Raw genomic sequence first — 18,969 nt, 5'->3', positions numbered from 1 at the left:
ACACGAGCAATCTGCCTGGTCGGCGGGGGTGCGGTCCATCGAGGAATTCTTAACGGCGGCCACAGCAGGGCTTCACGATCGTCCCCGAGCAGCACCCCGCCCCCGCAGCCCACACCCCCATCTCCACCCGTTCGGCCCACGCCGGCGGGCAGCCGGCCGGGATCTTCCCACCGACCCCCGGGCCTCGTAGGTTCGTACCCGACAGCTCGCAGCCGGCCGCACGGCGGCCCCGCCCCACGGAGGAACCCCACCGGTGATCGTGATCGCCCACCTCAGCGACGTCCACCTCGACCTCGGCCCGCGCAGCGCCGAGCGCACCCGCGCCGTGCTCGCCCACCTCGAGGGCCTGCCGTACGACCTGGCGGCGGTCCTGGTCACCGGCGACATCGCGGACCACGGGTTGCCGGCCGAGTACGAGCAGGCGCGCGAGCTGCTGCAATCGCGCCACCCGCTGCTGGTCTGCCCCGGCAACCACGACGACCGGGCCGCCTTCCGCCGCCACTTCCTGGGCGAGCCGGGCCCGTCGGCGGCTCTCGTCGACCAGGCTCCGGTCGACCAGGGGCCGGTCAACCAGGTGCTCCGGGGCGAGGGGTTCACCGTCGCGCTGTGCGACTCCTCGGTGCCCGGCGAGGACCACGGTCTGCTGGAGGACGACACCCTCGACTGGCTCTCCCGCGTCATCACCGACACACCGGACGGCACACCGGTGCTGGTCGGCTTCCACCACCCACCGGTCCCGCTGCACGCCCCGTACGTGGACGGCATCCGGCAGTTCGGCGAGGAGCGGTTGGCCGCGCTGGTGGAGCGTCACCCGCGGATCGCCGGCTTCCTCGCCGGCCACGCGCACACCGCCGCTGCCACCACCTTCGCCGGGCGGCCGCTGCTGGTGGCGCCCGGGGTGGTCTCGACCATCCGGCTGCCGTGGGAGCAGCGCGAGCACCCCGAGGACCACGTCCACCTGGACCACCCTCCTGCGCTCGCCTTCCACGTGCTGGACGGGGACGGCCGGATCACCACGCACGTCCGCCCGGTCCTCGGGTGACCGGACGGCGCGGCTCCGTCAGCCCTTGACCGCGCCCTGTTCGACGCCGCGGAAGAAGAAGCGCTGGAGTGCCGCGAAGACCAGGACGATCGGCAGGAAGGCGATCATCGTGCCGGCGGCGATCAGGCGGGGGTTGGCGCTGAAGGTGCCGTTGAGGTACTGGAGGCCGACGGTGAGGGTGTAGTGGTCGGGGTCGTTGAGGACGATCAGCGGCCAGAGGAAGTCGTCCCAGGCGCCGATGAAGGCGAAGATCACCACCACGCTGAGCATGCCCCGCACGTTGGGCAGCCCGACGTGCACCAGCCGCTGCCACACGTTGGCCCCGTCCACCAGGGCGGCGGCGTCGAGTTCGGGCGGTACGGCCTGGAAGGCGGTGCGCATCAGCAGGACGTTGAGCATGCCGATGGCCCCCGGCAGCGCCACCCCGAGCAGGGTGTCCGCCAGACCCAGGCTGCGCACCGTCACGTACTGGGAGACGATGGTGACCTCCCCCGGCAGCACCAGCGTGGCCAGCAGCAGCCCGAGCACCGCCCGCCCGCCGCGGAACCGCAGCCGGGCGAGCGCGAAGCCGGCGAAGGTGGCGCCGATCGCGTTGCCGGCCACCGTGACCGCCGCCACCAGCAGCGAGTTGACGGCGTAGGTCCACACCGGCACGGTACGGGCGACCTCGGCGTAGTTGGCGAGCGTCGGGTGGCGCGGCAGGAAGTCCGGGGTGCGGGTGTAGACGTCCTCGCCCGCGCCCTTGAGCGAGGTGGACAGTTCCCACAGGAACGGTCCGACGGTGAGCAGCAGCACCAGGGCGAGCAGCAGGTAGCGCGCCGCCCGTTCGGCCGGCGAGGTGGTGTTGAAGCCCCGGGCGGGGCGGCCGGTCCGCATCAGGCCTCCTTCCGGTTGAGCCGCAGCAGCAGGAGCATCGGCCCGACCGTGACGGCGAACAGCAGCAGGCTGAGCGCGGAGGCGTACCCGAGGTGGCCGGTGAAGCCGCGGGAGTACATCTGGATCAGCATCACCACCGACATGTCGCGCCCGCCGGGCCCGCCGGTGCCGTCGGAGAGCACGTACAGCTCGGAGAAGACCCGCAGTGCGGAGACCGAGATCAGCACCGAGACCAGCAGCATGGTGTTCCGCACGCCCGGCAGCGTGACGTGCCAGAGCCGGCGCAGCGCGCCGGCGCCGTCGACCGCGGCGGCCTCGTGCAGTTCGCGGCCGATGTTCCCGAGCGCGGACAGGTAGATCACCATGTAGTAGCCGAGGCCCTTCCAGACCGTCAGCCCGATCGCGCTGAGCAGCAGCAGCCAGCGGTCGGTGAGGAAAGGCACCGGCCGTTGCACGGCGCCGAGTTGCTGGGCGAGGCCGTTGACCAGTCCGCGGTCGTCGAGCACCCAGCCCCAGATCAGCGCGACCACCACGGCGGAGGCGATCACCGGTGTGTAGAAGGCGGTCCGGAAGACCGTGATGCCGGGCAGGCGCTTCTCCACCAGGACGGCGAGCAGCAGCGGCAGCAGGGTCAGCAGCGGCAGGCAGACCAGCAGGTACACCACGCTGTTGAGCAGCGCGTCGGCCAACTGGTCGTCGTCGAGGGCGCGGTGGAAGTTGTCCAGCCCGACGAAGGTGCCGCCGCCGAGCGGCCGGGCGTTGGTGAAGGACAGGATCACGGTGTTGAGCGAGGGCCACAGGTTGAAGACCGCGAGCCAGAGCACCGCCGGGCCGACCAGCAGCCAGGGGGTGAACCAGCGCCGGTGGGTGAGCCGGGCGGCCGGGGGTCGGGGCATGGGGACGCCTTTCCGCCGGTTCCCGCCGGTGCCGGTCGGCCGCCCGGGCGGCCCCGCACCGGCCGGGGCCTACTGCGAGAGGAGTTGGTTGCAGCGCGCCACGGCGGTGTCCAGGGCCTGCTGCGAGGTGGCGCCGCCGCTGACGGCGAGCGCGATCTGCTGGTTGACGATGTCGCTCATCGCCCCGTCGACCTGGACCGGTTGGAGCATCGCGGCCTTGGCCAGCGAGGCGAACGCGATGACCTTGGCGTCGCCGGCGTTGCTGCCGTCGCTGCGGGCGAAGAACGGGTCCTGCGCGGAGGCCTTGGTGGAGGGGAAGATGCTGGTCAGGTGCGCGAACGCGGCCTGGTTGCCGGCGTTGGTCACCCAGCGGGCGAGCGCCACCGCGGCCGGGCGGTTCTTGCTCGCGGCGGAGACCGACAGGCCCTGCACGTACAGCGGCGGGGTGCCCATCGCCGGGGAGGGTACGACCTTCGGGGCCAGGGTGGGGTTGTCGGTGGCGAGCGAGCCGATGTAGTTGGCGCCGCCGGTGGTCCAGGCGACGGTGCCGGCGGTGAACAGCTTGGCGTTCCCGGCGTACTTGTCGGTGAGCACGTCCTGCGGCAGCAGACCCCGCTTGAAGGCGTCCCGGTACTTGTCGAGCAGTGCGACGGCCTCGGGCGTGTTGAAGGTGAAGCTCTTGCCGTCCACGGCCATGATCTTGACGCCGGCGTTGGCGAAGTCGCCGAGGCCGGGCTTGCGGCTCATCAGGTAGACCTGGCCGCCGGACCTCTCCTTGACCGTCGCGGCCTGGGCGATCAGCTCGTCCAGGGTGGTCGGCGGCTTCTTCGGGTCGAGGCCGTAGCGCGAGAGCAGGTCGCCGTTCCAGTAGTTGACGTCGGTGTTGAGGTACCACGGGTAGCCGTAGGCGCCGGTGTGCCCGGGGAAGCGGTAGGCGTCGATGCCGCCGGCGACGTAGTCGGCGGTGAGCGCGGGGTCGGCCTGCCCGACGTCAAGCAGCAGGTTGCGGCCGACCAGCGGGAGGGCGAAGTCGGGCGGCAGGTTGACCACGTCCGGCAGGGTGCCGCCGGCGGCCTGGCTGAGCACCTTGTCCGCGTAGCCATCGCCGGGCTGGTCGAGCCAGTCGACCTGGGTGCCCGGGTACTTCTGCTCGAAGGCGTCGATGACGCCCTGCATGTAGTCGGTGAACTTCGGTTTCAGGGCCCAGGTCTGGAGCGAGACCTTGCCCTTCACGGCGCCGGTGACCGCTCCGCCGGTGTCTTCGGAGGCCTTGCTGCCGCCGAGCCCGCAGCCTGCCAGCGCGGCGGTCGCGACCAGCGCCACGGTCAGCCGTGTCCAGTACCTTCGCATGAGTTCTCCCGGTCTGCCCTGACAGGACGCGCGTGCGCCGTCGGTTGCGGAGGAGCTTCGAAAGGAGCGAGGGGTGCGCACCGGGGGACGAGGTGTCGGGGTCCGTCCCGGCGATTCACTAAACCGGTCTAGCGACTGGGGACTATCCTCCGGGCTAGACTGCGGTGTCAAGACGCCGGCACCGGTGCCGCACCGGCCCCGCGCTCCTCCCGCACCCCGTCCGCGCGCTCCCCACCCTCCTCCCGCACCTGGGCGGGGCCCCGCCACCGCTCCGTCCCGACCGCCCCTGCCGTACCCTCGCCCTACCCCCGCCGGCCCGGCCGCCCCCGGCCCGGCGCCCCGCACCGATCCCGCAGTGACCAGCAGTGACCAGCGCCCGTGCGTACGGGAAGAGGAGCCGCCGTCCGTGTCCAGACCGACCATCGCCGACATCGCCCAGCGGGCCGGGGTGTCCAAGGGTGCCGTCTCGTTCGCCCTGAACGGCCGGCCGGGGGTCAGCGACCGCACCAGGGAGCGGATCCTGCGGGTCGCCGAGGAGATGAACTGGCGCCCGCACAGCGCGGCCCGGGCGCTCGGCGGGGCCCGGGCCGGGGCGGTCGGGCTGGTGCTGGCCCGGCCGGCCCGCACGCTCGGGGTCGAACCGTTCTTCGCCCAGCTGCTCTCGGGGCTGCAGGCCGGGCTGTCGGCGCACGCGGTCGCCCTCCAGCTGATGGTGGTCGAGGACACCGCCGCCGAGGTGGAGGTCTACCGGCGCTGGGCCTCCGAGCACCGGGTGGACGGCTTCATCCTGGTCGACCTGCAGATGCGCGACCCGCGGATCGCGGTGCTGGAGGAACTCGACCTTCCCACCGTGGTGCTCGGCGGCCCGGGGCGGCACGGGCGGCTGCCGGCGGTCTGGGCCGACGACCGGGAGGCGATGCTGTCGATCGTCGACTACCTGGCCGCGCTCGGCCACCGCCGGATCGCTCACCTGGCCGGGCTGCCCGCCTTCCAGCACACCCAGCGCCGGATCCGCGCGCTGCGCGACGCCTCCCGCCGGCTGGGCCTGGACGAGGCGGTCTCGGTGCCCACCGACTTCAGCGACGCCGAGGGCGCCGCCGCCACCCGGGCGCTGCTGGCCCGCTCGCCGCGCCCGACCGCGATCGTCTACGACAGCGACGTGATGGCGGTGGCCGGCCTCGGGGTGGCGGCCGAGATGGGCGTCCCGGTGCCGGGCGAGCTGTCCGTGGTCTCCTTCGACGACTCGGTGCTGACCAGGATCGTGCACCCCGCGCTCACCGCGCTGTCCCGGGACACCTTCGCGCTCGGCGAGCAGGTCGCCGGCGCGCTGCTCGGCGCGATCGCCGACCCCTCCACGGCCCAGGACCTCAGGACCGCCACCCCGCGGCTGACGGTCCGGGAGAGCACCGCGCCACCCGGTCTTGGCAGGCCCACTAAATCGGTTTAGGCTCCCCCCGAAGCGTACGGCGAAGGAGCCGGCCCGGCCGGCCGCAGCGCCGTGCGCACCGCCGGGGCCCGCCGGGCCCCGACCGGCAGCAGGAGGTCGCGCGTGACCCCGCAGCATCCCGGCCCCGACCGCCTCCGGTTCGGTGCCAACTACGTCCCCTCCTCGGGCTGGCTGTACAGCTGGCTGGACTTCGACGCGGACACCGCCAGACGCGACTTCGAGGACCTGGCCGGCCTGGGCCTGGACCACGTCCGGGTCTTCCCGATCTGGCCCTGGATCCAGCCGAACCGCTCGCTGATCCGCCGCCAGGGCATCCAAGACCTGCTGGAACTCATCGACGTGGCAGCCGAGTTCGAGCTCGGCGTGGCGGTCGACCTGCTGCAGGGCCACCTCTCCAGCTTCGACTTCCTGCCGTCCTGGGTGCTCACCTGGCACCAGCGCAGCGTCTTCACCGACGAGCTGGTCCGCAGCGGTCTGGCCGCGTACGTGGACCAGGTCTGCCGGGCCGTCGCCACCCGGCCCAACGTCTTCGCGGTGACCCTGGGCAACGAGGTGAACAACCTCTGGCCGGCCAATCCGACCAGCGCCGGCGCCTGCTCCGACTGGGCCGCCGAGCTGCTCGCCACCGCCAAGGCGGCCGCCCCGGAGCTGCTCAGCCTCTACTCGCTGTACGACGCGGCCTGGTACGAGCCCGACCACCCGTTCCACCCGGTGGACGCCGTCGAACTGGGCGACCTCACCACCGTGCACTCCTGGGTGTTCAACGGCGTCTCGGCGCTCGACCGCCCGCTCGGCCGCGCCCTCGGACCGGCCACCACCTCGCACGCCGACTACCTGGTCGAGCTGGCCGCGGCCGGGTCGGCCGACCCGGGCCGGCCGGTCTGGCTGCAGGAGGTCGGTGCGCCGCAGCCGGACATCCCGGCGGCCGAGGCGGCCGGGTTCGCCCGTCTGATGATCGAGCAGGTCGCGCCGAACCCCGCGCTGTGGGGCGTCACCTGGTGGTGCTCGCACGACATCGACCGGCGGCTGGTGGACTTCCCGGACCGGGAGTACGACCTCGGACTGTTCACCGTGGACCACCGCCGCAAGCCGCTCGCCGACCAACTGGCCTCCTCGATCACCGAGTTGGGGAAGAGCCGACCGGTCGATCGGGCCCGGCCGGCGATCGTCTGCGAGGTCGACCTGCGCACCGAGCCCGAGCGCCGCGCCGAGGTCGCCCCCGGCAGCGCGTTCCACACCGCGTGGGTACGGCTGCGCCAGGCCGGCCCGCTCGCCATCGTGCCCGCCCACCGCGCGGGCGACCGCGCCTACCTGGCCGCCCGCGGGATCGCCACCGTGCTCCCCCACCCGACGACCCCCGAACCCGCGGCCACCTGACCACCGCCTGACCGCCGCGGGCCCGGCCGGCGCGACCAGCACCACGAGTACCGCCAGCACCATCCGCACCATCCGCACGACCGGCCGACACACCCCCACGTATCGCTGGACTGGAGAGACGGATGCGACGACCACTCACCCTGCTGCTCGGCACCGCGTTAGCGGCCACCGCCGTCGGCGCCGTACCGGCCGCGGCCGATGCCCCTCGCCCCCGGCCGGCCGCGGCCGCCGCCGCCGCGGGCAACCAGCCCTACGCCTCGTACTGGTACCCCGACACGATCCTGAACTGGGATCCGGCCACCGACCCGGACGCCCGCTTCAACCGCTCGCGGGTGCCGCTCCGGCCCCGCACCTCGGACCCGGCGCTGAAGGCCAACCCGGGTGCCCGGGCGGGCGAGGGCCGGATCGCCTCGCTGGTCTCCTTCGGGCCGACCTCGAACAACCCCTCGCAGGGCTCCGCGGGCACCGACTACTACGCCTTCGGCTACTGGCAGTACGTCGACAAGCTGGTCTTCTGGGGCGGCTCGGCCGGCGAAGGGCTGATCCTCGCCCCCAACCCCACCGTGATCGACGCCGCCCACCGCAACGGCGTCAAGGTGTACGGCACCGTCTTCTTCCCACCCACCGCGTACGGCGGCAAGCTCCAGTGGGTGCGCGACTTCGCGCAGAAGTCGGGCGCCCGCTACCCGGTGGCCGACAAGCTGGTGCAGGCCGCGCAGTACTACGGCTTCGACGGATGGTTCATCAACCAGGAGACCGACGGCGGGGACGCCGCGCTGGCCACCGAGCTGCGCAACGAGATCAAGTACGCCAAGGCCCAGGGCCCGACCGACTTCATGTGGTACGACGCGATGACCGAATCCGGGTCGGTCGCCTGGCAGAACCAGCTGGACTCCGCCAACGACGCCTTCCTGCAGGACCCGGCCCGGGTGTCGGACTCCATGTTCGTGAACTTCGGCTGGACCTCCGGCGGCCTCAACTCCTCACGCACGCTGGCCCGTTCGCTCGGCCGCAGCGAGTACGAGCTGTACTCCGGCATCGACACCGAGGCGAACGGCTACAACACCTCGGTGAACTGGTCGGCGCTCTTCCCGGCCGGCCAGCCGCACACCACCTCGCTCGGCCTGTACCGCCCGGAGTGGACCTGGAAGTCCGCCACCGACCGGGCCGACTTCTACGCGAAGGACTCCCGCTACTGGGTCGGCGCCAACGCCGACCCCTCCGACACCACCACCTCCGGCGCCTGGAAGGGGCTGGCCTCGTACGTCGCGGAGTCCACCCCGATCACCGCCAAGCCGTTCGTCACCTCCTTCGACACCGGCCAGGGCGACTTCTGGAACTCCGCCGGCACCCGGGTGGCCACCGGCGGCTGGAACAACCTCTCGCTCCAGGACGTCCCGCCGACCTACCGCTGGCTGGTGTCCTCCACCGGGACGAAGCTCAGCCCCTCGATCGACTTCACCGACGCGTACGAGGGTGGCTCCGCGCTGCGCCTGAGCGGGCGGCTGGACGCCACCAACACCGTGCGGCTGTACCAGACCAGGCTGCCGGTGGCCGCCGACACCAAGCTCTCCGTGGTGCTGAGGACCCCGGCCGCCGGGGCGACCGGCGCGAAGGTCGCGGTCTCCTTCACCGACGCCCCGACCACCTTCACCACCCTCGATCTCGGCGCCACCACCGGCACCGGCTGGGAGCACCGGACGCTGGACCTGTCCGGCTACGCCGGCCGCACCATCGCCCAACTGGGCCTCCAGGTCTCCGGCTCGTCCCCGTCCTACGACCTCAGGATCGGCCAACTCGCGGTGTACGACGGCTCGGTGGACACCACCGCGGCGCCCACCGGACTCACCGTGCTGGGCAGCACCGACGTCTCCGCCACCCGCCGCTCGCTGCGGCTGGCCTGGACGGCACCGACCGGCGGCGCCGTGCACCACTACGAGGTCTACCGCCGCAACCCGGACGGCACCCGGACCTTCCTCGGCGCCACGCCCGACGACGCCTACTTCGTACCGCAGCTGGACCGGGTCGGCGCCGAGAGCACGGCCACGCTGGACGTCGAGACCGTCTCCACCGAGTACGGCCGCTCGGCCCCGGTGAGCACCACCGTCACCTGGGGCGGCACCCCGCCCGCCGAGAGCAACCTCGCGCTCGGGCGGCCCGCCACCGCCTCCGGACAGTGCAACGGTACGGAGGGCCCGGCGCAGGCCGTCAACGGCAGCGTCGGCGGCGGCAACGGCGACAAGTGGTGCACGCTGACCGACGCCAAGTGGCTGGAGGTCGACCTCGGTTCGGCCCGCACGCTGTCCCGGTTCGTGGTGAAGCACGCGGCGGCCGGCGGCGAGAGCGCCGCGTGGAACACCCGCGACTACTCCGTCCAGGTCCGCAGCTCCACCACCGACCCGTGGACCACCGCCGCGACCGTCACCGGGAACACCGCGGCCACCACCACCAGCCCGGCCGCGGTGACCGCCCGCTACGTCCGGCTGGTGATCACCAAACCGACCCGGACCACCGATCCCGCCGCCCGCATCTACGAGTTCGAGGCCTGGGGCTCCTAGGCCTTCTCGCGAACGTCCGCGCCCGCCCACCCGAGCGAGAGGAAGTCGGCCCGTGCCGGTCACCATCACCGCGGTCGAGAACACCGACCTGTTCACGGGGACCGAGGAGGCACCGCGCCAGGTGCTCCGCGTGACCCTCGACGGCCCGCCCACCCGGATCACCGTCAGCGGGCCGGGCGTCGAGGGCGGGGCGACCGGCACGGGGGTGGTCGAGGTCCCGCTCGCCGTGGCCGATCCGGTGCCCGGCACGAGTCGGCCGATCACCGTCACCGCCGGGCCCGCCCGGGTGGAGGCGCGGTTCGAACCCGCCGAGCCCGGCTGGACGATGTACCTGGTCTCGCACTTCCACTACGACCCGGTGTGGTGGAACACCCAGGCCGCCTACACCTCCCCGTGGGAGCTGCTGTCCGGCGACGCCACCACCCGCCCGCTCTGGGAGCGCAACGGCTTCGCCCTGGTCGACACCCACCTGGACCTCGCGCTGCGCGACCCGGTGTACAAGTTCGTGCTCGCCGAGATCGACTACCTCAAGCCGTACTTCGACCAGCACCCCGAGCGCCGGGCCGATCTGCGGCGGCTGCTGGCGAGCGGTCAGGTCGAGCTGGTCGGCGGCACGTACAACGAGCCCAACACCAACCTCACCGGCGCCGAGACCACCATCCGCAACCTGGTCTACGGCATCGGCTACCAGCGCGACATCCTCGGCGGCGACCCGCAGACCGCCTGGCAGCTCGACGTGTTCGGCCACGACCCGCAGTTCCCCGGCTACCTCGCCGACGCGGGCCTGACCGGCAGCGCCTGGGCGCGCGGCCCGTTCCACCAGTGGGGGCCGATCCAGAAGAACTTCCGGGAGGCCAAGGACGACGCGACGGTGATGCAGTTCCCGAGCGAGTTCGAGTGGCTGTCGCCCTCGGGCCACGGGGTGCTGACCCACTTCATGCCGCACCACTACTCGGCCGGCTGGTGGATGGACTCCTCGCCCGACCTGGCCACCGCCGAGCAGGCCGTGTACGAGCTGTACCGCAAGCTCAAGCCGGTCGGCGCGACCCGGAACCTGCTGCTGCCGGTCGGCACCGACTACACGCCGCCGAACAAGTGGGTCACCGCGGTCCACCGTTCCTGGGCCGCCCGCTACCTGTGGCCGCGCTTCGTCTGCGGCACCCCGCGCGAGTTCCTCACCGCCGTCCGCGCCGAACTCGCCGCCACGGGACGCCGGCCGAGCCCGCAGACCCGCGACATGAACCCGGTCTACACCGGCAAGGACGTCTCCTACATCGACACCAAGCAGGCCCAACGGGCCGCCGAGGTCGCCGCGGTGGACGCCGAGAAGCTCGCCACCCTGGCGGCCGTCCAGGGCCTCGGCCGCTACCCGGACGCCGCCCTGGACAAGGTCTGGCGCCAACTCGCGTACGGCGCCCACCACGACGCGATCACCGGCTCGGAGTCCGACCAGGTCTACATCGACCTGCTGAGCGGCTGGCGGGAGGCGCACGACCTGGCCGCCGAGGTCCGCGACACCGCACTGGACGCCCTGGTGGCCCGGATCGACACCACCGGCGAGGGCAGCGCGATCGTGGTCACCAACACGCTCTCCTTCGACCGCAGCGCCCTCACCGCCGTCCGCCTGCCGGCCGGCACCGAGGGCGGCCGGGTGCTGGACGACACCGGCGCCGAGGTGCCGAGCGCCGTCGACCGGGGCACCCTGTGGTTCCTGGCCGCGGACGTGCCCGCGCTCGGCTGGCGCAGCTGGCGGCTGACCGCCGGCGCCGCCGCCCCGCTGTGGTCCCCCGCCGAGGGCGTGGTGGCCGAGAACGCGCGCTACCGGGTCGCCGCCGACCCGGCCCGCGGCGGCGCCCTGACCTCCGTCCGGGACAAGGCGCACGGCCGGGAGCTGATCCGCGCCGGCCAGGTCGGCAACGAGCTGCGGGTGTACGAGGAGTACCCGCAGCACCCGGACTTCGGCGAGGGGCCCTGGCACCTGGTCCCCAGCGGTCCGGTCACCGGCGCCTCCGGGGCGCCCGCCGCGGTGCGCCGGGAGAGCGGCCCGCTGGGCGAACGGCTGGTCGTCACCGGCAGCGTCGAGGGCATCCGGTACGAGCAGACGGTCACCCTGTGGCACGGCGTCGACCGGGTGGACTGCCGGACCAGGGTGGTGGACTTCGCGGGCGCCGACCGGCTGCTGCGGCTGCGCTTCCCGGTGGACCTGCCCGGCGCGCTGCCGGTCAGCGAGGTGGCGGACGCCGTGGTCGGGCGCGGCTTCGCGCTGCCCGACGTGGACTCCGCCACCTCGCCGTGGACCCTCGACAACCCCGCCAACACCTGGTTCGGGCTCGGTGCCACCGCCCGGGTGCGGCTCACCGACCCGGCCGGCGAGGCGCTCGGCGAGCGGGCGCTCGGGGTCGCCGAGGTGGTCGTCGCGGACCTGCCTTCGGCCGCCGACGCCCGCGACCTGGTGGTGGCGCTGGCCCGGGTCGGGGTGACCGCCACCACCGGCAGCGCCGACCGGGCCCGGTACGGCTGGCTGGACGTCGACTCCAACCTGCCGGACTTCCGGATCGTCCTCGGCGGCCCGGAGCACAACGAGGCCGCCCGCGAACTCCTGGAGCGGGCGGGCGCCGAGTACGCGGCGGCGCTGGCCGCGCACGGCCGGGTCTGGGTGCCGGCCGAGAAGCCGCTGCACGAGGTGTGGCAGCCCGACGCGGACCTGCGCGACCTGCGGGCGCTGCCCGCCCTGGTGGTCACCGACCCGGCCGCGCTCGCCGAGGACCTGGCCGACGCCGTCGTGCACGCGGTCTGCCCCGGCCGGCTGCCCACCTCCGAGCAACTCGCGGACCACACCGTGGCGTTGCTCACCTACGGGCTTCCCGGCTTCGCGGTGGACCCGACCGGCGCCCTGCACCTGTCGCTGATGCGCTCGTGCACCGGCTGGCCGTCCGGGGTCTGGGTCGACCCGCCCCGGCGCACCCTCCCGGACGGCGCCTCCTTCCAACTCCAGCACTGGACGCACGAGTTCAGTTACTCGCTGGTCTCCGGTGCGGGCGACTGGCGGGCCCTGACGCTGCCCGCGCAGGGCCAGGAGTTCAACCATCCGCTGCTCCCGCGGCTGGTGCCCGCGCACGGCGGCGAGCTGCCCGGCACCCGCGCCTGGCTGCGGGTGGAACCGGCCCGCGAGGTGCTGCTCGGCACCCTCAAGCCGACCGGGAACCCGATCGCGCACGGTTCGGCGGCGGTCACCGATCCGGCGGCCGGCGGGATCACCCTGCGGCTGGTCGAATCGACCGGGCTCGGCCGCACCGCGAGCCTCGGCGGCGCGCTGCGGCTGACCGGGGCGCACCGCGCCGACCTGCTGGAGCGGCCGCTCGCCGGAGCCGGCGGGAGCATCGCGGACGGTGGAAGCATCGCGGCGAGTGCGGGCAACGCGGCCGGCGGCGGCATCGAGCTCGCCGGCTCGGCGGTGTCCACCGTGACCGCGCGGGTGGCCGGCGCCCGCTCGGCCGGCCCGCTGCTGGGTCAGGCCGCCGAACTCGCCCAGCCCGTGCACGCCCGCTACTGGCTGCACAACCGTGGACCTGCCCCCATGGGCTACCTGCCGGTCTCGGTGGGACTGTCCCCCGGCCTGCTGCGGACCGCCGGCGAGCCGGTGGAGCTGTCCGCGGTGCTGGCCTCGCACCTGCTGGACGCCGAGGTGGAGGGCACCGCCGAGGTGCTCGCGCCGGAGGGCTGGCGGGCGGGCCCGGGCCGCCGGCCGTACCGGCTGACCGCCTCCGGTCAGGTGCGGTTCCCGGTGACGCTCACCCCGCCGGACGGGGTGGAGCCCGGACTGTACTTCGCCGCCGTGCGGATCGAGCACGCCGGACAGTGGATCGAGGACGTGGCCACCATCGCGGTCGGCGAGCTGCCCGCGCTGCTGCCGGTGCCCGGGGAGAGCCCCGAGGACTGGACCGCGGCGCAGGGCACCAGGGCCGCCACCGGGCGGGACACCGGACTGACGGTGACGGCGGCGGCCGAGCGGCTGGTGCTGCGGCCGGGCGGCCGGGCGACCCTCGAGCTGCTGCTCGGCAACCGGACCCGCGGCGAGATCCGCGGCGAGCTCCAGGTGGTGGCGCCGTGGGGCGTCTGGGACACCGTCGGGGCGCCGGTGCGGGGGTTCCGGGTGGCGGCCGGGGAGGAACTGGCCGTCGGATTCGAGCTGGTGGCGCCGCCGGACGCCGATCCGGGGGCGTTCTGGGCGCTGGCGAAGGTGATGTGGTTCGGCTGCTGCCAGTACGCGCCGACCGTCGAGCTGGTGATCGCGCCGTGAGCGGCCGGCCGGAGCACGACCACGCGGACGGGCACGCGCACGGGCAGGCCGGGGTGCTCGGGTTGCTCGACGGCCGTCCGCTGGACCGCGCCGAGCTGGACCGCCGGCTGACCGCGCTGCGCGGGGGGCCGCGCTCCGCCGCACTGCCGGTGCCGGGCAGTGCCGAGGACCGCCAGCTGACCCGCTGGGTCGCCCAGGTGGTGCTGACCGAGGAGCTGTGCGCCGCCGAGGCCGCCGAACGCGGCCTGGACCGGGCCGAGGCCGAGCCGGTCCGGCTGGACCAGCGCGCCGCCGTGGAACTGGGCTCGATCACGGCGGCCGCGTTCGAGGGCAGCGCCGCCGTCCGCGCCGTCTACCGGGCCGTGACCGCCCGGGTGGTGGCCGACCCGGAACTGCGGGCGCCCGCGGACCAGCGCCCGCCGGTGGAGATCTGGCGGCTCGCCACGCCCGACGGGGAGTTCGACGCGGCGCCCGACACCCTGCCGGCAGCCCTGGTCACCGCGCTCACGGCGGCCGGACCGGGCCGGGAGGTCTCCGCCGGCGGCTGGCGGGCCACCCTGCTCGGCCGCCACACGCACCCGCACGACGGGGCCGCGGACGCCGCCCGCGCCGCCGACCAGCTGCTGGACTCCGCCCGGCGGACCGCCTTCGCGCACTGGCTCGACCGGACCCGGGCCGCCCGCCTCACCCTCGTCCCCGGCCTGGAGCACCCCGGCGACCCCGGTCAGCCGGACAACCACCACCGGCACTGAATTCGGGCACCGGATTCACCGGACCCAATATGACGATTCGTCAGAATTGGTTGGGGTACCTGTGGAAATTCCCTCCGCAGGTACCCCAAACCGGACAGCATCGGAGGCCCCCAATCACGGTTGCGCATCGGGCCGGGATAAACGGGTTGACCCCCCGTCGGGCAAGCCATAGGTTCGCTCCGCTCAGCAGCCATGAAAAAATAGGAGCAACACCGGTGGACTGGTACCTGGCCGTCGTCAAGAACTACGTGGGATTCAGCGGCCGTGCGCGCCGTCAGGAATTCTGGATGTTCGCCCTCTTCAACATCATCATCTCGGTCGTCCTGGCGATCGTCGACGGCATCGCCGGCACCTCCGGCCTGCTCGGCGGCCTCTACTCGCTGGCCGTCCTGCTGCCGTCGCTGGCCGTGGGCTTCCGCCGCCTGCACGACACCGGCCGTTCCGCCTGGTGGCTGCTCATCGGCCTGGTCCCGGTGGTCGGCCCGATCGTCCTGATCGTGTTCGCCGCCTCCGAGGGCCAGCCGGGCGACAACCAGTACGGCCCCAACCCGAAGCTCGTCGCGCAGGTCTGACGGGTCTTCGACAAAACAAGCGCCGGTCCCAGTCGAATTGGCTGGGCCCGGCCTTTTCCTTTCCACCGGCCGGGCCGACGGGCGGCCGACGGTGAAATCAGTGCGGCCGGTCGGTGAATTCCCGTCCGAGCAATTCCCCCACCGGGCAGGCCGGGGCAGCATCACCGTGAACACCGACACCGTGAACACCCGTACCGCGAACACCGCCACCGTGGTCCCGGCCGGGATCGTGCCGCACCCGAGGGAGTCCCCCGTGCTCGACAATTTCCGGAGTTACGCCCCCGAGCGGGCCGCCCGGCTGGCCCTCCTGGTGGAGCAGAGCCTGCCGCTGCTGGAGCGGGAGGACGGCATGGAGGCCGTGCAGCACCTGCTCCGCAGCCAGGGCACCTCCGTCATCGACTCCATCATCGTCACCCGCGAGCTGCTGGGCGGCGGGGCGAGCGCGCTCCCCGAAGCCAAGTCCGTCGTGCTGCTCAGCGCCGCCCGCAGCCGGGAGCTGCGGATCCACCACCAGCTGGTCGAGGAGCTGGAGAAGGCCTGACCGATATTCCGTTGCCCCGGCCCGGCGGGCCTGGCAGGGTACCCGGCGGCCGCACCGTCCCACGAGAGGAACCCATGCCCGCACCCACCGGCTTCAGCTACCAGCAGCACCCCGACGGCACCGTCGTGGTGTGGCACCACGGCAAGGTGGCGGCGCGACTGCGCGGGCCGCGGGCGGCGGAGTTCGTCGAGGAGGCCGGCGCCGGTGACGCCCAGCTGGTGATGGCCCGCTGGACCGGCCACTACAAGCACGGCAACGAGCGGACGGCCCGCCAGCACCCGCGCAACCGGCGCTGAGACCGGGCCGGGCGTCCCTACCTGGCCAAGGTCGGGCCGCGGTCAGGACCCGAGCAGCTCCGCCAGGTCGTACGAGACCGGCTCGACCAGCTGGTCGTACGAGCAGCTCCGCGGGTCGCGGTCCGGCCGCCAGCGGCGGAACTGCGTGGTGTGCCGGAACCGGCTGCCCTCCATGTGGTCGTACGCCACCTCGCAGACCCGCTCGGGCCGCAGCGGGATCCAGGAGAGGTCCTTCTTGCCGGTCCACCGGCTCGGGCCACCGGGCAGCCGGGAGGAGGACTGCGCGCCCTCGTCGGTCCAGTCCGCCCACGGGTGCCCGGCGAAGCCGTCCATCCGCAACTCCTCCAGCTCCTCGACCAGTTCGCGGCGGCGGGCCATCGGGAACGAGGCGCACACCCCGACGTGCTGGAGCCGCCCGTCCGGGTCGTACAGGCCGAGCAGCAGCGAACCGACCACCGGGCCGCTCTTGTGCTCGCGGTAGCCGGCCAGCACGCAGTCGGCGGTCCGCTGGTGCTTGATCTTGAACATGGTGCGCTCGCCCGGCCGGTACGGCTGGTCCAGCGGCTTGGCCACCACCCCGTCCAGCCCGGCCCCCTCGAACCGGGTGAACCAGGTGCGGGCGAGGTCGAGGTCGGTGGTCGCCGGCGCCAGGTGGACCGGCGCACCGGCCCCGGCGAGCGCCTCGGTCAGGACGGTCCGGCGCTCGGCCAGCGGCAGCTGGTCCAGTGCCCGGTCACCGAGCGCCAGCAGGTCGAAGGCCAGGAACGAGGCCGGGGTGCGCTCCGCGAGGGTGCGCACCCGGGAGGCGGCGGGGTGGATCCGCTCCAGCAGCTCCTCGAACCGCAGCCGGCCGTCCCGGGCGATCACGATCTCGCCGTCGACCACGCAGCGCTCCGGCAGCTCGCGCCGGCAGGCCTCGACCACCTCCGGGAAGTAGCGGGTGAGCGGCTTGCCGGTGCGGCTGCCGAGCTCGACCTCGTCGCCGTCCCGGAACACGATCGCCCGGAACCCGTCCCACTTGGCCTCGTACTGCATGCCGGGCGGGATCTCGGCGACCGACTTGGCGAGCATCGGCGACACGGGCGGCATCACGGGTAGCTGCATGCTCCGATGGTGGCCGCCCGCGCCCCCGCCCGCCCGCCGGCGCCGCCCGGTCGGCGTAACGGGCGGCCCGGCGGAAGCAGGCGGACGCTAGACGATCGACCCGCCGCCGTCGAGGGTCAGCACGGTGCCGGTCGCGAAGGGGTTGTCCAGCAGGAAGAGGTAGGCCGCCGCGGCATCCTCGGGCCGGCCGACGCGGCCGGCAGGGAGGGCGCTCCCCTGGCTACGGAAGAACGTCTCCGGCTCCGGGACGAGACCGTCCCACAGTTCGGTCCGCACCACGCCGGGGCGCACCGCGTTGACCCGGATCCCCCGCGGGGCGAGGTCCAGGGCGAGCGCCCGGGTCAGGGATTCGATCGCCCCCGTCGTGCTGGCGGGGATCGGCGAGCCCGGCAGCGGCCGGGTCGCGGCCACTCCGGAGGTGAGCACGATCGAGCCGCCCGGACGGATGCCGGGCAGCGCGTGCCGTACCGCCAGGAAGGCTCCCCAGTAGCGGACTTCGAAGGCGGCGCGGGCCTCGGCCGAGGTGAGCTCCTCGATCCCCTTCAGGAGCAGGGTGTCGCCGGCCGTGTGGACGAGGTGGTCGAACTCGCCGAGTCCGGCGAAGAACGCGGCGATCGAGGCCTCGTCCGTCACGTCGATCCGGCGGCCCTCGGAGGTGCCCGGCAGCCTGCTCGCGGCCGCGTCGACGCGTTCCTGATCGCGCGAGGCGACGACGACGTGCGCCCCGTCCTTCGCGGCCCGCTCGGCGACCGCGTAGCCCATGCCCGAGGTGCCGCCGATGACGACAATCTTCTTGGTGTTCGGTGTCATGCTGCGAAGCTACGGCGGCTCGGCGAGACGATGAATGGCCGAACATCTCGATCCACTGTCAGATCGTCTCGATTCCCCGCCGCTACACTCGCGTGGTGGACATCCTCAGTGACACCCTGGCCGCGCTGAGAACGGGACGCCCGAGCGCCGTCCGCACCGAGGCGCGCGCGCCGTGGGGCTTCCGGATCCAGGCCGTCGTCGGAGCCGCGTTCCACGTGGTCGGGGAGGGCCGGTGCCTGCTCGTGCCGCCGGCCGGGAGCCCGATCGAGCTCGGCGCGGGCGATGTGGTCCTCCTGCGCCGCAGCAGCGGCCACGTGCTGACCGACTCGCTCGCCAGCCCGGTCGTGGACTTCGCCCCGGAGCCGGTCGGCGCGGGCTCGCCGATCGGCCACCTGGTCGCCGACGGCGTCGGTGCGCGGACCCGGCTGGTGTGCGGCGCGTACAAGCTCGACGTGGACCACCGGCATCCGCTGCTGCGCGAACTCCCGGAGGTCATCCACCTGCCCGCACGCCCCGGGCGCCATCCGGCCCTGCGGTCGACGGTCGATCAGCTCTGCGCCGAGATGGACGCCCCGGCCCCCGGATCCGACGCCGTGGTCAGATCGCTGATGGACCTGCTGCTCGTCCAGATCCTGCGGTGCTGGTACGACGAGCAGTCGCGCGAGCGCGCCGGGGGCTGGGCGGCGGCCCTCACCGATCCGGTGATCGCGCCGGCGCTGCAGGCGATCCACGAGGATCCGGGGCATCCGTGGACCGTCGAATCCCTCGGCGGCAGAACGGGACTGTCGCGGGCGGCGTTCGCGCGGCGGTTCACCGCCGTGGTCGGCGACCCGCCGTTGAGCTACCTGACCACCTGGCGCATGACGACGGCCGGACGCCTCCTGCGGGACGGCGGCCTCCCGTTGCGCACGGTCGCGGCGAACACCGGGTACACCTCGGAGTTCGCCTTCGCCAAGGCGTTCAAGCGCCACTTCGGCACGCCGCCGGGCGCGTACCGGCGCGGCACGCTGACCTGATCACCCGGTCCGGTCCCGTCCCCTCCGCGGGC

Annotated in this window: 15 protein-coding genes; 10 read left to right on the top strand and 5 right to left on the bottom strand. The window is 73.6% G+C overall.

Annotated elements, in window-relative coordinates:
* The first annotated feature begins 253 nt into the window (after window positions 1-253).
* A complete protein-coding gene (locus ABT014_RS16115; RefSeq protein ID WP_350639380.1) occupies window positions 254-1,042 on the top strand; it encodes a metallophosphoesterase in 789 nt (262 codons plus the stop codon).
* 18 nt (window positions 1,043-1,060) lie between these two features.
* Here ABT014_RS16115 and ABT014_RS16110 read toward each other — a convergent pair whose 3' ends face one another.
* The 3 genes from ABT014_RS16110 to ABT014_RS16100 form a co-directional block, all read right to left on the bottom strand.
* Complete coding sequence (locus tag ABT014_RS16110; RefSeq protein WP_350639379.1) at window positions 1,061-1,918, bottom strand: carbohydrate ABC transporter permease; 858 nt, start codon at window positions 1,916-1,918, stop codon at window positions 1,061-1,063.
* Window positions 1,918-2,814 carry a carbohydrate ABC transporter permease gene (locus ABT014_RS16105; protein WP_350639378.1) on the bottom strand — a complete coding sequence of 299 codons (897 nt, stop codon included), beginning with the start codon at window positions 2,812-2,814 and terminating at the stop codon, window positions 1,918-1,920. Before ABT014_RS16105 ends, ABT014_RS16110 begins: the two co-directional genes overlap by 1 nt.
* 69 nt (window positions 2,815-2,883) lie before the next feature.
* A complete protein-coding gene (locus tag ABT014_RS16100) occupies window positions 2,884-4,164 on the bottom strand; it encodes an ABC transporter substrate-binding protein (RefSeq protein WP_350639377.1) in 1,281 nt (426 codons plus the stop codon).
* A 406-nt stretch (window positions 4,165-4,570) separates the two neighbouring features.
* Here ABT014_RS16100 and ABT014_RS16095 point away from each other — a divergent pair, with 406 nt between their 5' ends.
* The 8 genes from ABT014_RS16095 (at window position 4,571) to ABT014_RS16060 (ending at window position 16,007) form a co-directional block, all read left to right on the top strand.
* Window positions 4,571-5,611: a LacI family DNA-binding transcriptional regulator gene (locus tag ABT014_RS16095; RefSeq protein WP_350639376.1), complete on the top strand. Its 1,041-nt coding sequence runs from the start codon at window positions 4,571-4,573 to the stop codon at window positions 5,609-5,611.
* Between the two features lie 102 nt (window positions 5,612-5,713).
* The gene (locus ABT014_RS16090) at window positions 5,714-6,988 is read left to right on the top strand and encodes a glycoside hydrolase 5 family protein (protein WP_350639375.1); all 1,275 of its coding nucleotides are present in this window, start codon (window positions 5,714-5,716) and stop codon (window positions 6,986-6,988) included.
* 122 nt (window positions 6,989-7,110) lie between these two features.
* Window positions 7,111-9,546 carry an endo-beta-N-acetylglucosaminidase gene (locus ABT014_RS16085; protein ID WP_350639374.1) on the top strand — a complete coding sequence of 812 codons (2,436 nt, stop codon included), beginning with the start codon at window positions 7,111-7,113 and terminating at the stop codon, window positions 9,544-9,546.
* Between the two features lie 52 nt (window positions 9,547-9,598).
* Window positions 9,599-13,846 (top strand): glycoside hydrolase family 38 N-terminal domain-containing protein, encoded by a 4,248-nt coding sequence (locus ABT014_RS16080; RefSeq protein WP_350639373.1) that lies wholly within the window; start codon window positions 9,599-9,601, stop codon window positions 13,844-13,846.
* Window positions 13,843-14,598 (top strand): DUF7158 domain-containing protein, encoded by a 756-nt coding sequence (locus ABT014_RS16075; RefSeq protein ID WP_350639372.1) that lies wholly within the window; start codon window positions 13,843-13,845, stop codon window positions 14,596-14,598. Before ABT014_RS16080 ends, ABT014_RS16075 begins: the two co-directional genes overlap by 4 nt.
* Before the next feature lie 215 nt (window positions 14,599-14,813).
* Window positions 14,814-15,170: a DUF805 domain-containing protein gene (locus ABT014_RS16070; RefSeq protein WP_350639371.1), complete on the top strand. Its 357-nt coding sequence runs from the start codon at window positions 14,814-14,816 to the stop codon at window positions 15,168-15,170.
* A gap of 166 nt (window positions 15,171-15,336) precedes the next feature.
* A complete protein-coding gene (locus ABT014_RS16065) occupies window positions 15,337-15,711 on the top strand; it encodes a hypothetical protein (protein ID WP_350639370.1) in 375 nt (124 codons plus the stop codon).
* Between the two features lie 74 nt (window positions 15,712-15,785).
* The gene (locus ABT014_RS16060; protein WP_350639369.1) at window positions 15,786-16,007 is read left to right on the top strand and encodes a hypothetical protein; all 222 of its coding nucleotides are present in this window, start codon (window positions 15,786-15,788) and stop codon (window positions 16,005-16,007) included.
* A gap of 42 nt (window positions 16,008-16,049) precedes the next feature.
* Here ABT014_RS16060 and ABT014_RS16055 read toward each other — a convergent pair whose 3' ends face one another.
* Both ABT014_RS16055 and ABT014_RS16050 read right to left on the bottom strand, forming a co-directional pair.
* Window positions 16,050-17,111: an ATP-dependent DNA ligase gene (locus ABT014_RS16055; RefSeq protein ID WP_350639368.1), complete on the bottom strand. Its 1,062-nt coding sequence runs from the start codon at window positions 17,109-17,111 to the stop codon at window positions 16,050-16,052.
* Between the two features lie 87 nt (window positions 17,112-17,198).
* Complete coding sequence (locus ABT014_RS16050; protein ID WP_350639367.1) at window positions 17,199-17,921, bottom strand: SDR family oxidoreductase; 723 nt, start codon at window positions 17,919-17,921, stop codon at window positions 17,199-17,201.
* A gap of 95 nt (window positions 17,922-18,016) precedes the next feature.
* On the opposite strand from ABT014_RS16050, the gene ABT014_RS16045 reads away from it, so the two are divergent.
* Complete coding sequence (locus ABT014_RS16045; RefSeq protein WP_350639366.1) at window positions 18,017-18,937, top strand: AraC family transcriptional regulator; 921 nt, start codon at window positions 18,017-18,019, stop codon at window positions 18,935-18,937.
* The last annotated feature ends 32 nt before the right edge of the window (window positions 18,938-18,969 follow it).

The organism is Kitasatospora sp. NPDC094015 (assembly GCF_040304075.1).
GTDB lineage: Bacteria > Actinomycetota > Actinomycetes > Streptomycetales > Streptomycetaceae > Kitasatospora.
The sequence above is the reverse complement of the archived record's forward strand: the minus strand, read 5'-3'. Positions and strand labels throughout refer to the sequence as shown.